Consider the following 15,106-nt stretch of genomic DNA (forward strand, 5'->3'; position numbering starts at 1 on the left):
ACCTGGTGACAAGCCTGCGGCGCGCACCTCAGCCGAGCGGGAAGGTGTCGACGATCTCGTAGCGGGGGCGGCGGCGGGGGCCCTCGCCGAGGTGCGAGGCGACCAGGGAGATCCGGTCGACGGTGAAGCCGGGGCCCTCGTAGGCGTCGAGGAGGCGGACCCAGTTACTGGTCTGCGTCGGTCGAGCGATGCGGGCCACGGTGATGTGCGGGCGGAACCGCCGCCCGTCGATCTCGATGCCCGAGGTGGCCGCGGCGGTGCGGGTGCCGGCGGCCAGGCGCTCGAGTGAGCTGCGCTCCTCCTCGCCCAGCGCCAGGCCCGCGTAGAGCACGCGCGACCCGGCGACGTGGGGGAACGCCCCGCCTCCGGCGATCCGGGTCTCGAACGGCTTACGGCGTGAGGCGGCCGCGCCCAGGCGCTCGACGAGATCGTCGAGTCGGCGCTCCGGCACCGACTCGAGGAAGGCCAGCGTGACGTGCAGCTGATCGCACGGCGTCCAGCGGAAGGGCGCGGCCTCTCGACGCGGCTCCAAGAACGCGTCGAGATGCTCGGTCGCGACGAGCGGCGGCACGACGGCCACGAACATGCGCTGCCCCATCGGTCCAGCCTCCTCAGACCTGCGTGCCGAGCAGCGTCCCGATCAGGTAGGTGACCCCCATGGCGAACAGGCCCCCCGCGACGTTGCGCACCACCGCCCGGCCGGTCGGGCCGTAGCCCAAGCGCGCGCTCGCCCAGCCCGTGAGCGCGAGCGCGACGGTCACCGACGCGACCGTGACCCCGACGCGCAGGTCCCGGCCCACCAGGAGGATGGTGAGCAGCGGCAGCAGCGCACCGACGGTGAAGCTCACCATCGAGGCGAACGCCGCACTCCATGCGCTGGTGATGTCGTCGGGATCGATGCCCAGCTCGGCCTCGGCGTGCGCGCCGAGTGCGTCGTGCGCGGTGAGCTCGCGGGCGACCTCGAGCGCCAGCTCCTCGCTCAGGCCCTTGTCGACGTACAGGCCGGCCAGCTCGGCGAGCTCGTCCTGCGGGTCCTCGCTCAGCTCGCGCCGCTCCAGGTCCAGCAGCGCGAGCTCGGAGTCGCGCTGCGTGCTCACGGAGACGTACTCGCCGGCCGCCATGCTCATCGCGCCCGCGACCAGGCCCGCTACGCCGGCGACCATGATCGAGCCGCGGTCGAGGGTGGCGCCGGCGACGCCCACGACGATGCCGGCCGTCGACACGATGCCGTCGTTGGCTCCCAGGACGCCGGCGCGCAGCCAGTTGAGTCGACTGCGCGAGGACTCCTGGTGCGGCTCGTCCTCGTGCCGGCCGGCCCCGATCCCCGCGGCGGTGCTCATGGGCTCATGGTCCCGAGCGCCCTGGGCGGCCGCAAGCAAGGTGAGCCTGGGTCGAAGAGCGGCGGGACGCTCAGAGCCCGAGGTCGCGGCCGATGAGCTCCTTCATGATCTCGTTGGATCCGGCCCAGATCTTCGAGACCCGGGCGTCGCGCCAGGCGCGCGCCACGCGGTACTCGTTCATGAAGCCGTAGCCGCCGTGCAGCTGCACGCAGTGGTCGAGGATCTCGTTCTGCACCTGCGAGGTCCACCACTTGGCCTTCGCGGCGTCGACCGCGCTCAGCTCGCCGTTGGTGTGCGCGACGACGCACTGGTCGACGTAGGCCTGCGTGACGTCGACTTGAGTGAACAGCTCGGCGAGCAGGAACTTGTTGTGCTGGAAGGACCCGATGCCCTGACCGAAGGCCTTGCGGTCCTTGGTGTACTGCAGCGTCTCGACCAGGATCTGCTGGGCGTGGGCGAGGTTCGAGATCGCGCAGCCCAGACGCTCCTGCGGGAGGTTCTGCATCATGTGGATGAAGCCCTGGTCCAACTCGCCGACGATGTCGTCGTCGGTGACCCGGACGTTCTCGAAGAAGAGCTCGGCGGTGTCGGACTCGTCCTGGCCGACCTTGTCGAGCTTGCGGCCGCGCGAGAAGCCCTCGGCCGAGGTCGAGACTCCGAACAGCGTGATGCCCTTGGCCTTCTTCTCCGGCGAGGTACGGGCAGCGACCACGACCAGGTCGGCGGAGTAGCCGTTGGTGATGAAGGTCTTGGATCCGTTGATGACCCAGCCGTCACCGTCGCGCACGGCCGAGGTCTTCAGCGCCGCGAGGTCCGAGCCGCCCGAGGGCTCCGTCATCCCGATCGCGGTGAGGAGCTCGCCGGAGGCGACCCCGGGGAGCCAGCGCCGGCGCTGCTCCTCGGTGGTGAGCTCGACGAGGTACGGCGTGACGATGTCGGCGTGGATGCCCACGCAGGACGACAGCGCGGCGTTGACCTTGGACAGCTCCTCCAGGAGCACGGCGTTGAACCGGTAGTCGCCTGCGGCCGCGCCGCCGTACTCCTCGGGGACCTCGAGCCCGAGGAAGCCCTGCTTGCCGGCCTCCAGCCAGAACTCCCGCGGCAGCGCCTTGTCGGCGGCGTGCTGCTCGACGTGGGGGACGACCGACCGGTCCAGGAACTCGCGGACCGACGAGCGGAACGCCTCGTGGTCCTCGTCGTAGATCTCGCGCTTCATGCGCCGATCCTACCGACGGGTAGGCACCGGCGGATCAGCGCTCCGTGACGTGCTCCACGAGGTGTCGTACGTCGGCGCGGAGTCGGCCGAGCAGCGAGGTCGGCACCTGGTTGCTGGTGCCCCGGCGCCAGTAGCCGGAGATGTTCGACTGCCCCTTGCCGATGCCCTGGGCACGCGCCCAGGTGCGCACCGGCTTGACCGACCCGGCCTCCCCGCCGGCCCACACATAGGTGAAGGTGTCGCTGGGCAAGGTCAGTCCGCGCACGAAGTCCCCCAGCAGCGGGCTGTGCCCCGTCGCCGGCCCGCCGCGGTGCAGCCAGGTGAGCGTGAAGCCGTCCGGGACCCGCAGGTCCTGCTCGTCGGCAGCGTCGGCCACCTCGACGGCGGCCGCGCCGCGCGCGTCGTCGGGCAGCTCGGAGAGCCAGCGGGCGACCGCGGGCAGGCCGGTCTCGTCGGCGACCAGGACCAGGAAGCCGAACTCCGGCGGCACCACGGGGCCCGGACGCGGCCCGGCCACCCAGAGCGTGCTGCCGGGCTCGGCGGTGAGCGCCCAGGTCGCGGCCAGCCCGCCCTCGTGCGTCACGAAGTCGAAGTCCACCTCGCCGGCCGCGGCGTCATAGCGCCGCACGGTGTACTCCCGGGTCGGCGGGAACGGCTTGGGCCAATGCAGGTGATCGCCGTCCTGCTCTGGGGGGCGGGTCACCCCGGTCTCGGGGTCCGGGAAGACCAGCTTGACGTGCTCGTCGGGCAGGTGGCTCTCGAAGCCGGCGATGCCCGGCCCGCCGAGGGTCACCCGGACCATGCGGCCGGTGAGGTGCACCCGCCGGAGCACGACGAGCTCGCGGATCTTGATGTCGAACACCGCGTTCTGAGCGATCGGCGGCTCGCCCAGGTCGGCGTCCGCGGCGCTCACGGCTGGTAGCCCTCGGCGGCGGCGATCAGGTCCGCCACCTGCTGCTCGGCGGCCGCGAAGGTGTAGATCGTGCCGCTGGTGAGGGGGAAGACGTTGCCCTTGACGACCGCGGGCAGGCGCTTGAACGAGGCGGTCTCCATGACAGCCTGGGTTTCGGGGTCGGGCCTCCCGTCGAGGCCCACGTCGAAGAGGATCAGGTCCTGGTCGGCGAGGTCGGCGACGTTCTCCAGGGACAGCTCGGTCACGTAGCGCTCGGGGTTGTCGGTGTAGGTCGGGTTGTAGCCGAACCCGGCCGCTGCGAGGCGCTGGTAGGTCAGCGACTTGCTGGTGTCGATGAGCAGGGTCGAGTCGAAGGCGGCGAGCGAGGTCGCCTGCAGCCCGGACATCGCCTCGCCGAATTGCTCCTTGACCTCGGCCAGCTCGGCGTCGAGCTCGGCGAGGTCCTCCTCGAAGTCGGTGGTCTCGCCGACCAGGTCGGCGACGACCGGATAGTTGGCCCACACGTCGGTCGGCTCGGCGATGTCGAGGATGACCGTGGGCGCGATCTCCTGGAGCTCGTCGTAGGAGAAGTCCAGGCCGCCGTTGTCCATGCCGATGATCAGATCCGGCTCCAGCTCGATGACCGCCTCTACGTCGATGCCGTCGAAGGTGCCGACGACCGGGACGTCGCCATACTCGGCGAAGGTCTCCGCGTCCAGCTCGGACTCGCTGAACTCGTCGACGAGCTGGCCGACCGGCTTCACGCCGATGTCGGCGAGCAGGGCGCCGGTGCGCCACAGGGCGACGACTCGCTGCGGATCGGTCGGCACGTCCTCGACCGGGCCGAGCATGGTGTCCTCGATCGTGCGCGTCGTGGCTGCTGGGGCCGCGTCCTTGTCCTCGCCGTCCGCGTCGTTGTCGGAGTTGGCACACCCGGCGAGCACGAGGACGAGGCTCGCCGCGAGGGCGACGACGGGACCGCCCGCACGACGGCCGCCGCGGGGAACGAGGGGGTGGGACACGTGGGACTCCTGGGCGGTTGGGGGAGAAGAATCAGGGAAGGCTAACCTAAAGCCGTGCCGACCGCGTCCGGCGTCCGCCGACGGCGGCCGCTGCCCACCGCCGCGGCCTTGGGCATCCTGGTGGTGGCGGCCCTGCTTGCCAGCCTCGCCCTGGGCAGCCGGCCGATCCCCTTCCCCGAGGTGCTCGGCGCGCTCTTCGGCTCCGACGCCACCGACAACGCGACCGTGGTCACCTCCCAGCGCCTGCCCCGCACGATGCTGGCGCTGGTCGCCGGTACGGCGCTCGGGATGGCGGGCGCGCTGATGCAGGGCCACACCCGCAACCCGCTGGCCGACCCCGGGCTCTTCGGGGTCAACGCGGGCGCCGGCTTCGGAGTGGCGGTGCTGGTGTTCGGCTTCGGGGTGGCCTCCGACTCCGCGATCGTCCTCGCCGCGCTGGTGGGCGCCGGCGCGGTGTCCGTCCTGGTCTTCGTGGCCGGCCTCAACAGCATGCGCGGCTCGGCGCTGGTGACGCTGGCCATACTCGGCACCACCGCGGCCGCGCTGCTCACGGCGCTGACCTCGGCTCTGATCATGCTGGACCGGCGCACCCTCGACGTGCTGCGCTTCTGGGAGGCCGGGTCCCTGGCGAACCCCGACACCTCGACCTGGTGGCTGGTGATGCCGCTGATCGCGCTGGGCACGGCGCTCGCTCTCGCCAACGGCGTCTCGCTGCGAGCCCTGGCGCTCGGCGAGGACGTCGCCCAGACCCTCGGCAGCCGGGTCCGGACCGCCCGCATCACCGGGATCGCCGCCATCACGCTGCTGTGCGGGGCGAGCACGGCCGTCTGCGGACCGATCGGGTTCGTCGGCCTCGTCGCGCCGCACGCCGTACGCTGGGCGGCCGGTCACGACTACCGGTGGCTGGTGCCGCTGGCCGGCCTCGCGGGCGCGGTGCTGCTGCTCGCCGCCGACACCCTCGGCCGGGTGCTGACCCGGCCCGGGGAGCTGCAGGCCGGGATCGTCATGGCCGCCCTCGGGGCGCCGGTGCTGCTCGCGATCACGCGGCGCCGCCGGCTGGTCTCGCTGTGAGCGCGCCCACGGCACGCCCCGGGGTGCGGATCGGCCCGGTCGGGATCGTGGTCCGCCGGCGCGCGGTGCTGGCCGGACTCGCTCTGGGCCTCAGCGTGGTGGGCCTGCTGCTCCTGTCGCTCCTGACCGGGACGATCGACGTCGCGCCGGACCGGGTGTGGGCGGCGCTGAGCGGTCAGGGCACCCGGATCGAGGAGCTGGTGGTGCTGGACCGGCGGTTCGGGCGCGCCGTCGCCGCGATCCTCATCGGCTTCGCGCTGGGAGCCGCCGGCGGCCTGACGCAGTCGATCACCCGCAACCCGATCGCCAGCCCCGACATCCTCGGGATCACCGCCGGAGCCGGCGCCGCCGCGACGCTGCTGCTCACGCGTCCCGAGATCGTCGCCAACGACTCCGGCCTGCGCGCCGCCTCGATCCTGGTCCCGGCCGCCATCGTCGGGGGTCTGGTGACGACCGGGCTGATCCTGCTGCTGGGCTGGCGCGGCGGCTTCTCCGGCATGCGGCTCATCCTGGTCGGCATCGCGGTCAACTCGCTCGCGGTCGCCGTCACCAGCTGGCTGATCACCCGATCGGAGCTGGAGAGCGCGGCAGTGGCGACCAGGTGGCTGGTCGGCAGCCTCGAGGGCGCCCGCTACGACGACCTGGCGGTCCTGCTGCCGGTCGCCGTCGTGGGGGCGCTGGCGACCCTGGTGCTGACCAGGGACGTCTCCTCGCTCCGACTCGGGCGCGACGTGTCCTCGCTGCTCGGCTCCCCGACCGCCCGCACCGAGGCCGGCGCCCTCCTGGTCGCGGTCCTGCTCTCCGCGGTGACCACCGCCATCGCCGGGCCGATCGGGTTCGTGGCCTTCATCGCGCCCCAGGTGGCGCTGCGGGTCTTCCGCACCGCGGGCCCACCCCCGCTCGCCGCGGGGCTCGTCGGGGCGGCTCTCCTGCTCGGCTCCGACGTCGTCGCGCAGCGACTGCCCGCGCCACTGCCGGTCGGCATCGTCACCGCCGTCGTCGGGGCGCCGTTCCTGCTCTACCTCGTCACGCGAAGCACCAGGAGGACCAGTGTCTGAGACCGCTGCGCTGAGGGCGGCCGGCATCGTCGCCGGGTACGGCGACCGCGAGGTGCTGGGAGGCATCGACCTCGAGCTCCCACGTGGGCAGGTCACCACGGTGGTCGGGCCGAACGGCTGCGGCAAGTCCACCTTCGTCCGGGTGCTGTCACGGCTGCTGCGCCCGACGTCCGGCGACGTGCTGCTCGAGGGTCAGTCCATCGGCAGCTTCGGTGGACGGGAGCTGGCGCGGCGCCTCGCGATGCTCCCGCAGAGCCCGGTCGCGCCCGAGGGGATGACCGTCGGCGAGCTCGCCGCACGGGGCCGGCAGCCGCACCAGCCGTGGTATCGCCAATGGTCGCGCGAGGACGAGGAGATCGCCGGGCAGGCCATGGAGGCGACCGGGGTGGCGGACCTGGCCGACCGGCCACTTGAAGAGCTCTCCGGTGGCCAGCGGCAGCGCGCCTGGATCGCGATGGCCCTCGCCCAGAGGACGGACCTGCTGCTGCTCGACGAGCCCACCAGCCACCTTGACCTCGCCCACGCCGTGGAGGTGCTCGACCTCGTCGTCGCCCTGCGTCGCGACGCCGGCAAGACGGTGGTGCTCGTCCTGCACGACCTGAGCCTCGCCGCGCGCTACAGCGACCACCTGGTCGTCATGGACGCCGGCCGCGTCGTCGCCACCGGCGCCCCCGCCGAGGTGGTCACCGAGACCATGCTGTCGACGGTCTTCGGCATCGACGCCCATGTCTTCCCCGACCCCGTCGCCGGGCTCCCCACCGTCGTGCCGGTCGGCCATGCCTGAGCCGCACACCGACCGGGTCGCCACTGCGGGGGCGCTGCTGCGCCGTGCCGTCACCCGCAACGTGCGCCCCTTGGCCGGGGCGATCGCCCTGATCACCGTCTGGCAGGTCTGTGAGTCGCTGGTGCCGGTGCTGATCGGGGTGCTCATCGACCGCGCGGTCGCCACCGGCGACGTCTCCGAGCTCGTGCTCTGGAGCCTGGCCCTGTGCGCGCTCTTCGCCGTGCTCAGCTACTCCTACCGGTTCGGCTCCCGGCTCGGGTTCGGGGCCCTGCAGCGCGAGGGCCACCGCCTGCGCACCGAGGTCTCGGGCCGCGTGCTCGACGCCCGCGGCGCCCGGACCGAGCGCCTGCCCGGCGACCTGCTGTCCATCGCCACCGCGGACGCGGACATGGCCGCCGGCGTCCTGCGTCAGCTGGTCTACAGCACCGCCGCGGTCTTCGGGCTCGCCGTGAGCGCGGTGATCCTGGCCGTCATCGACCCGCTGCTGGCGGTCGTGGTGCTGCTCGGCGTCCCGGCCGTGCTCGGCGTGACCCAGCTGCTGTCCGCGCCCCTCGCGCGGCGCAGCGAGGCGCGCCAGGCGGCGCTCGGCACGGCGACCGGCGTGGCCGCGGACCTGGTCCGGGGGCTGCGCCCGCTGAAGGGGATCGGCGCCGAGGGGGCCGCCGTCGACCGGTTCCGCACCGCCAGCCGGCAGGCGGCGCGCGCGAGCGTGGCCGCCGCCCGCTGGGAGGGTGCGATGTACGGCCTCACGCGCTGGCTCAGCGGCCTGTTCCTCGTGGTCGTGGCACTGATCGCGAGTCACCGCGCACTGTCGGGCGACATCGGGATCGGCGAGCTGATCGCGGTCGTGGGGCTGGCGCAGTTCGTCGCCGAGCCGATCGCCCTGCTCTCCTACATGGTCGCCCAGGTCGCGCAGTCGCGCGCCTCGGCCGGGCGCATCGTGGAGTTCCTCGCCGCCCCACCGCTCGTGCACGAGGGCGACGACACGACCACCGACGGGAGCACCCTCGTCCTCGACCGGATCCAGCACGGCCCCCTGCGCGACGTCTCGCTGCGGGTGGCACCCGGCCGGCTCGTGGCGCTGGCCGTCGAGGACCCCGCCGACGCCGCGGCGCTGATGACCCTCCTGCGCGGCGAGGCCGTGCCGGAGTCTGGCTCGGTCCTCCTCGGCGGGCGAGCGATCACCGACCTGCGGATCGAGACCGTCCGCTCGCTGCTCCTGGTCGCCGACCATCACGTCGACCTGTTCGCGGGCACGCTGCGCAGCAACGTCGACCCCGCGGACCGGCTCGACCCGGACCGGCTCGCACAGGTGCTGGAGGCGTCCGCCGCGGACGACGTCGTCGTCGGCTCGGCCGCCGGACTGGAGGAGCACGTCGACGCCGATGGGACGGCCCTCTCCGGCGGTCAGCGTCAGCGCATCGCCCTGGCGCGGGCCCTCGCGGCCGAGGCGCCGGTGCTGGTGCTGCACGACCCGACCACGGCGGTCGACGCGGTCACCGAGCACCGGATCGCCGCCGCGCTGCACGACGTACGGCATCGCGGCGGTGGCGGCGCGACCCTCGTGCTGACGAGCAGCCCGGCCCTGCTGGCCAGGGCCGACACGGTGGTGCACCTGCGCGGTGGACGGGTCGTGCGGGCCGGGGCGCACGCCGAGCTCGTCGCGGACGACGACTACCGAGCGGCGGTCCTGCGGTGACGGCGCAGCCCCAGCTCCTGCCGGTCTCCACGTCGCGGGAGGCCGCCGCGCTCGCCTGGCACCTCCTGTCGGCGCACCGCCCAGCGCTGGCCACGGCGTGCGCGATGTTCGTCGTCGACGCCCTGGCCGGGCTGGTGGCGCCGCTGATGCTCGGCCGCATCGTCGACCTGGTCGACCGCGGGGCCGACACCGGCGCCCTGGTCGCCCCCATCCTCTGGATCCTCGGCGCGGCGCTGGCCGCGGGTGCCGCCACCGCGCTGGCCATCGGGGCGCTCGCCCGGGCCGCCGAGCCGGCGCTTGCCGAGCTGCGCGAGCAGTCCCTCGAGCGCGCCCTGCACCTGGAGTCGGCCGAGCTCGAGCACGTCGGCTCCGGCGATCTGCTGTCCCGGGTGAGCGACGACGTCCGACTCGTGGCCGTGTCGATCACCGAGGTGGTCCCGCACCTCGTCAGCTCCCTGCTGATGGTCGTGTTCACGGCGATCGGGCTGTTCACGCTCGACTGGCGACTGGGCCTCGCGGGGCTGGCCGCGGTGCCGCTCTACGCGCAGGCGCTGCGGTGGTACCTCCCGCGGTCGGGACCGTTCTACCGACGCGAGCGCGAGGCCAACGGAGAGCGCGCGGAGGCCTTCGTGACCGGCGTGCAGGGCAGCCGGACGCTGCGCGCGTTCGGACTGGCCGAGCAGCAGCAGGTCCGGGTCACCGACGCCTCGTGGCGCTCCGCGGACATCTCCATCGAGGTCTACCGCCTGTACTCGCGCTTCACCGGCCGCTTCAACCGGGCCGAGCTCGTCGGGCTGCTCGTGCTGCTCGTCGTCGGCTTCCAGCTGGTCCGCAGCGACGCCACGACCGTGGGGGCAGTGACCGCGGCGGCCCTGTTCTTCCACCGGCTCTTCAACCCCATCGGCGCGCTGCTCGCGCTCTTCGACGAGGCTCAGTCGGCGGGCGCCTCCCTGACCCGGATCGCCGGACTGGCCCAGCTGCCCGGGCGCGACCCCGCAGCCGCCGGTCCGGTCCTGGATCGCGGCGATCTCGCCGTCACCGACCTATACCACGAGTACGTCGCCGGCCGGGCCGCCGTGTCCGGTGTCTCGCTCACCGTGGCGCAGGGCGAGCGGGTCGCCGTCGTGGGCGCCACGGGAGCGGGCAAGACGACGCTCGGCGCGGCGGTCGCCGGGCAGCTGCGACCCACGAGGGGCACCGTCGAGGTCGGCGGCGCACCCCTGCGGCGTAGCGCCGACGGGGAGCGGGAGGCGGTGGCACTCGTGACCCAGGAGCTGCACGTCTTCGCGATGTCGGTGCGCGACAACCTCACCCTGGCGGCTCCGTCGGCCGACGACGAGCAGGTGCGCGCGGCGCTCCGGCTCGTCGGCGCGTGGGCGTGGGTGGCCGCGCTGCCCGACGGCCTGGACACGGTGGTGGGCAGCGGCGCCCTGCCGTTGACGCCGGCGCAGACCCAGCAGCTGGCGCTCGCGCGGGTCGCGCTCGCCGACCCGCTCGTGGTGGTGCTCGACGAGGCCACCGCCGAGGCCGGGTCATCCGGCGCGCGGGCGCTGGAGGAGGCGGCCGCGGCGGTCACCGCCGGACGCACGACCGTGACGATCGCGCACCGGCTCACCCAGGCGCGGGCCGCCGACCGGGTGGTCGTGATGGCGCACGGGCGCGTCGTCGAGACCGGCACCCACGACGAGCTCGTCGCCGCCGGCGGCGTGTACGCCGGGCTCTGGCACGCCTGGTCGGGGAGCTAGCCGCCCAGCAGCTCCTCGACCCAGGCCGGGACGAGCAGCCCCGCGGGGCCGTGCCGGGCCTCGTCGAACAGGTCGGTGCCCTCGCTGGGCTGCAGGTTGAGCTCGAGGGTGCGGGCGCCGTACGCCGCCGCCTCCCGGACGAAGCCGGCGGCCGGATAGACCGCACCCGAGGTCCCGATGGAGACGAACAGGTCCGTGGTGGCGAGCCGATCGAGGATCCGGTCCATCTCGTAGGGCACCTCGCCGAACCACACCACGTCCGGACGGAGCTCGCTGACCCCGCACCGAGGGCAGGGCGGCAGGTGCACCAGGTCGCCGTCCCAAGGCACCCGCTGACCGCAGCCGCGGCACAGCGCCGAGAGCAGCTCGCCGTGCATGTGCACCACGCGCGTCGAGCCGGCCCGCTCGTGCAGGTCGTCGATGTTCTGGGTCACGACGAGCAGGTCGTCGCCGAGCGCCTGCTCCAGCCTGGCCAGCGCGTGGTGGGCCGGGTTGGGCTGGACGCCCGCGAGCGCCGCGCGACGGGCGTCGTAGAAGCGGTGCACGCGGATCGGCGCGTGGTCGTAGCCCTCGGGGGTCGCGACCTCCTCGACCCGATGGCCCTCCCACAGCCCGTCGGCGTCACGGAAGGTCGGCACCCCGCTCTCGGCGGAGATGCCGGCGCCGGTGAGCACGACGATCCTCATGGGAGCCTCCGGTGGACCGTCACGACGTAGCCGCCGTCGTCGTACGGCGCCCGGTCCCACGTGGCGAAGCGCTCCTGCGCCACCAGGCCGGCGGCGGCGAAGGCGGCGTCGACGTCGGCCAGCGGGGTCACCGGACAGTCCCCGGGCAGGTGGTCGGCGTCGAGGCCGAAGCCGCACACGACCAGGCCTCCGGGCACCGCGTGCGCCGCCAGCCGGGCGGCGGCCGCCAGCAGCGTGGCCGGCTCGAGAAGTGGGATGACGTTGCCGGCGAGCAGCACCAGGTCGAAGGTCTCACCGAGGTCGAGGGTGGCGAGGTCGCCCTCGCGCCAGTCGAGCTCCGGCGCCGCGGCACGGGCCTCACGCAGCATGGTCGCGTCGACGTCGACCCCGACGACGGCGTAGCCCAGCTCCTGGAGCCGTACGGCGGTCCGGCCGGTGCCACACCCGGCGTCGAGCACCCGCGCGGGCGGCTGGACCAGCGCGCCGACCAAGGCGGCCTCGCCGTGGACGTCCTGGCCCCGGGCCGCGAGCGCGGCGAACCGGCGAGCGTACGCCGCGGCGTAGTCGTCGCCGGTCGTCTCGCGGGCGATGCGCTGCCAGAGGGTCACGGACCAGTAGTACCAGGCCCGTCTCGAGGCCGGCTCGCGGACCAGCGGTCCGCTCCGCTACGTCGTGCTGACCGGGGCCTGCAGCATGCCCGCGACCGCGTCGCACAGGAAGGCGCCGACCTCGCTCCAGCGCGGTCGCTCGCCCGTGCGCTCCGCGTCCTCCTCGATCTGGGCGCAGGCGGTGCTCACCACGTGCGCGGTGAGCCTGGCCCGCCCCCTGATGACCCGTGGATCCACGCTCGCGAGCCGCTCGGCGGCCGAGGCGACGATGCGGGTGGAGGCGGCGAACCGCTCCCGGTCCCGCATCAGCTCCGCGGTCGTGGGGTCGTGCATCGCCTGGCGCAGGAAGCGCGCCCGGTACGACGGGAACGGCAGCTCGTCCAGCGCGTCGGTCACCGGGATGACGAGGGCACGAACGTCACCGAGGAGCGAGTCCGACTGCGCGAACATCCGCTGCTGCGCCGGCTCGACGGAGGCGGCGTGACGATCCAGCAGCGCCTCCAGCAGCCCGGTCCGGCCGCCGAAGTAGTAGCGGACGGCCGAGTGGTTGCTGTTGTGGGCCGCCTCTGCGACCTGGCGGTCCGAGACCGTCGAGATCCCGCGCGCGGCGAAGAGCCGCTCGGCAGCGTCGAGGAGAGGCTGGCGGACGTCCGGCCGCGGCATGGCTCCCCCTCGGTGGCTGGCGACGCGGCGCCCACGGTACCGAGTCTTGGTGTTTTACGCCATGTGACTTAATATTTTGCCAGGCCCGGCACCGGGTCCCGCCACCGCGTGCGGCGCCCACCGAGGCGCCGCTGAGGAGAGACCCCCGTGTCTACGACCACTGAGCCTGCCGGCGTGAAGTACCCGCCGCCGCCGCCGGAGACCCCGGCCGAGCGCAAGGGCCGGATGATCGCCCTCTTCGTGATGCCGTTCCTGATCGTCACGATGATGTACGCCACCTACATGGGCACCATGCACGACCCCCAGCCCCGCGACCTGCCCGTGGCCGTCGTCGGCCAGGGAGCCGCGGCCGAGCGCTTCGCCGAGCGGCTCGAGGACAGCGCCGATGAGGCGCTCGACGTACGTCTGGTCGAGGACCTGGCCGAGGCCGAGGAGCTGATCGAGGAGCAGGAGATTGCGGGTGCGATCACGCCCGCCGACGGGCGCGGGGCCGCCACCGTCTACCGGGCGATGGCCGGCGGCGCCTCCCAGGCGACGCTGGTCGACCGCATGCTCGGCGGCGCCGCCGTCGCGGAGTCGTGGCCGGTCGAGACCGTCGACCTGGGCAAGCTCCCCGAGGGCGACGGCTCCGGGACCATGGCGCTCTTCGCCGCGATGGGCATGATGCTGGCGGGCTACGTGCCGCTGAGCTCCGTGCTGAGCGGTACGCCGAACCTGCTGCGGGTGCGTCGCTTCCTGCCCCTCGCCGTCGGCTGGGGTGCGCTCACCAGCTCGCTCATCTGGCTGATCCTCGGGCCGATCGTCGGGGCCGTGGAGGGGCACTACCCCCTCTTCCTCGGCGTCGGCACGCTGGCGGTCACCGCCGTCGGCACGGCCCAGCTGCTCTTCACCAAGGTGATGGGCCCGTTCGCCGTGCTGCTGGGCATGCTGCTGTGGGTCATCTTCGGGGTGCCGTCCTCCAACCTGGCCCTCTCGGTGCACTCGATGCCGGAGTTCCTGCAGTTCCTGCACGGCGTGCTGCCGTTGCCCGCGGCGGGCGAGGCGCTGCGCTCGGCGATCTACTTCGACGGCTCGGGCCTCTGGGGCCACGTCCTCACCCTCGCCGTCTGGCTCGTGGTCGCCGCCGGCCTGGCCGCCCTCAAGGAGCGCCGCTCCGGCCACCTCATCGTCGGCGGACCCGTCTACACCGGCCCTGACGCGCCCCTCGCAGCGCTTCCCGGCGGGCCCGTGGCGCCGTACCGGACCCGTCTGGTCGCGACCGCGCTCTTCCCGCTCAGCATCATGATCACCGTCGTGACGCTGATGAGCCTGTCGATGCACCAGCCCGACGTGCACGACATGCCGGTCGCCGTGGTCGGCCCGGCCGCGCAGGCCGACGAGGCCCTCGCGGGCCTCGAGGCGGGTCTCGGCGACTACCTCGACCTGCGCGTGGTGGAGTCCACCGACGAGGCCGAGGACCTGCTGCGCCGCCAGGAGCTGGTCGCCGCGTACGTCCTGCCGACCTCCGCCGGAGCCGACCCCACGCTGATCACCGCCGCCGGCGCCGGCCCCAGCCAGCAGTCGGTCGTGACCCAGATGTTCCAGGGCGTGGCGGCCGAGAGCGGCGGCGCACTGGCCATCGAGGACCTCGCCCCGCTGACCGACGACGACAGCAACGGCAGCAACAGCATGTACGTCGGCATGGGCTGGATCATGGCGGCCTTCCTCTTCTTCGCCGTGATGCGCGGGGGCGCGCCCGACCTCACCCGCACCCGTCAGCTCCTGCCTCTGGTCACCGGGTGGTCGATCGGCATCTCGGTGTGGCTGTGGTTCCTCTACGACGTGCTGATCGGCGCGGTCAACGGTCACGCCCTCGAGCTGATCGGCTACGGATCCCTCACGGTCTTCGCGGTCGCCTGGGCCAGCGCCGTGTTGATCCGCATGTGGGGGCTGGGCGCCCTGGTCCCGGTGATGGTCGTGGTCATGCTGGCCGGCGTCCCCGCCTCCGGCGGCGGGCTGTCGCTCTACATGGTTCCCGAGTTCTTCCGGCCCCTCGCCGACCTCCTGCCACTCCCGGCGGCCGTGGACCTCGCCCGCTCGGTGGTCTACTTCGACGGCGAGGGGGTCGGCGGCAACCTGCTCGTCATCGGGATCTGGGGCGCCGTCGGTCTGCTGCTGAACCTGCTGGTGGCCGACCGGTGGTTGAACCGGGGCAGCGCTCGGCCTCCCGCCCCGATGGGACCGCGCCACCGCCCCGAGCGCCCCTCGAAGTCCGCCGACGCGGACGACGACGGCGTGCTCGTCTCGGCCGGGGCCGACCCCGAGCCGACCGGCTGACGCCGG

At 73.5% G+C, this 15,106-nt stretch carries 14 protein-coding genes; 6 read left to right on the forward strand and 8 right to left on the reverse strand.

The window, feature by feature from the left end; translation table 11 throughout:
* Positions 1-28: 28 nt before the first annotated feature.
* From thpR to LRP67_RS01795, 5 genes are all read right to left on the reverse strand, one after another.
* The gene (gene thpR, locus LRP67_RS01775; RefSeq protein ID WP_231268426.1) at positions 29-598 is read right to left on the reverse strand and encodes an RNA 2',3'-cyclic phosphodiesterase; all 570 of its coding nucleotides are present in this window, start codon (positions 596-598) and stop codon (positions 29-31) included.
* A gap of 13 nt (positions 599-611) precedes the next feature.
* Positions 612-1,340: a VIT family protein gene (locus tag LRP67_RS01780; protein WP_231268427.1), complete on the reverse strand. Its 729-nt coding sequence runs from the start codon at positions 1,338-1,340 to the stop codon at positions 612-614.
* 70 nt (positions 1,341-1,410) lie between these two features.
* Positions 1,411-2,556: an acyl-CoA dehydrogenase family protein gene (locus LRP67_RS01785; protein ID WP_231268428.1), complete on the reverse strand. Its 1,146-nt coding sequence runs from the start codon at positions 2,554-2,556 to the stop codon at positions 1,411-1,413.
* 34 nt (positions 2,557-2,590) lie between these two features.
* Entirely contained in the window at positions 2,591-3,469 is an 879-nt protein-coding gene (locus tag LRP67_RS01790; RefSeq protein ID WP_231268429.1) for a siderophore-interacting protein, read from the reverse strand.
* Complete coding sequence (locus LRP67_RS01795; protein WP_231268430.1) at positions 3,466-4,470, reverse strand: ABC transporter substrate-binding protein; 1,005 nt, start codon at positions 4,468-4,470, stop codon at positions 3,466-3,468. Before LRP67_RS01795 ends, LRP67_RS01790 begins: the two co-directional genes overlap by 4 nt.
* Before the next feature lie 54 nt (positions 4,471-4,524).
* On the opposite strand from LRP67_RS01795, the gene LRP67_RS01800 reads away from it, so the two are divergent.
* The 5 genes from LRP67_RS01800 to LRP67_RS01820 are packed head-to-tail and all read left to right on the forward strand — an operon-like array spanning position 4,525 to position 10,827.
* Entirely contained in the window at positions 4,525-5,541 is a 1,017-nt protein-coding gene (locus tag LRP67_RS01800; RefSeq protein ID WP_231268431.1) for an iron ABC transporter permease, read from the forward strand.
* Entirely contained in the window at positions 5,538-6,599 is a 1,062-nt protein-coding gene (locus tag LRP67_RS01805) for an iron chelate uptake ABC transporter family permease subunit (RefSeq protein WP_231268432.1), read from the forward strand. Before LRP67_RS01800 ends, LRP67_RS01805 begins: the two co-directional genes overlap by 4 nt.
* On the forward strand, positions 6,592-7,383 hold the full coding sequence (locus tag LRP67_RS01810) for an ABC transporter ATP-binding protein (RefSeq protein WP_231268433.1): 792 nt from the start codon (positions 6,592-6,594) through the stop codon (positions 7,381-7,383). Before LRP67_RS01805 ends, LRP67_RS01810 begins: the two co-directional genes overlap by 8 nt.
* Positions 7,376-9,082 carry an ABC transporter ATP-binding protein gene (locus LRP67_RS01815; protein ID WP_231268434.1) on the forward strand — a complete coding sequence of 569 codons (1,707 nt, stop codon included), beginning with the start codon at positions 7,376-7,378 and terminating at the stop codon, positions 9,080-9,082. The genes LRP67_RS01810 and LRP67_RS01815 overlap by 8 nt, the downstream gene beginning before the upstream one ends.
* Positions 9,079-10,827: an ABC transporter ATP-binding protein gene (locus tag LRP67_RS01820; RefSeq protein WP_231268435.1), complete on the forward strand. Its 1,749-nt coding sequence runs from the start codon at positions 9,079-9,081 to the stop codon at positions 10,825-10,827. Before LRP67_RS01815 ends, LRP67_RS01820 begins: the two co-directional genes overlap by 4 nt.
* Here the strand turns inward: LRP67_RS01820 and LRP67_RS01825 are convergent.
* From LRP67_RS01825 to LRP67_RS01835, 3 genes are read right to left on the reverse strand one after another with little or no spacing between them, the layout of a single operon-like run.
* Positions 10,824-11,513, reverse strand: coding sequence for an NAD-dependent deacylase (locus LRP67_RS01825; protein WP_231268436.1), 690 nt, complete (start codon positions 11,511-11,513; stop codon positions 10,824-10,826). The genes LRP67_RS01820 and LRP67_RS01825 overlap by 4 nt on opposite strands.
* On the reverse strand, positions 11,510-12,121 hold the full coding sequence (locus LRP67_RS01830; RefSeq protein WP_231268437.1) for a bifunctional 2-polyprenyl-6-hydroxyphenol methylase/3-demethylubiquinol 3-O-methyltransferase UbiG: 612 nt from the start codon (positions 12,119-12,121) through the stop codon (positions 11,510-11,512). The genes LRP67_RS01825 and LRP67_RS01830 overlap by 4 nt, the downstream gene beginning before the upstream one ends.
* Positions 12,122-12,178: 57 nt before the next feature.
* Positions 12,179-12,784 carry a TetR/AcrR family transcriptional regulator gene (locus LRP67_RS01835; protein ID WP_231268438.1) on the reverse strand — a complete coding sequence of 202 codons (606 nt, stop codon included), beginning with the start codon at positions 12,782-12,784 and terminating at the stop codon, positions 12,179-12,181.
* 147 nt (positions 12,785-12,931) lie between these two features.
* Between LRP67_RS01835 and LRP67_RS01840 the strand changes: the two genes are divergently transcribed.
* The gene (locus tag LRP67_RS01840; protein WP_231268440.1) at positions 12,932-15,100 is read left to right on the forward strand and encodes a hypothetical protein; all 2,169 of its coding nucleotides are present in this window, start codon (positions 12,932-12,934) and stop codon (positions 15,098-15,100) included.
* Positions 15,101-15,106: the final 6 nt, after the last annotated feature.

The organism is Nocardioides sp. cx-169 (genome assembly GCF_021083605.1).
Lineage (GTDB): Bacteria > Actinomycetota > Actinomycetes > Propionibacteriales > Nocardioidaceae > Nocardioides.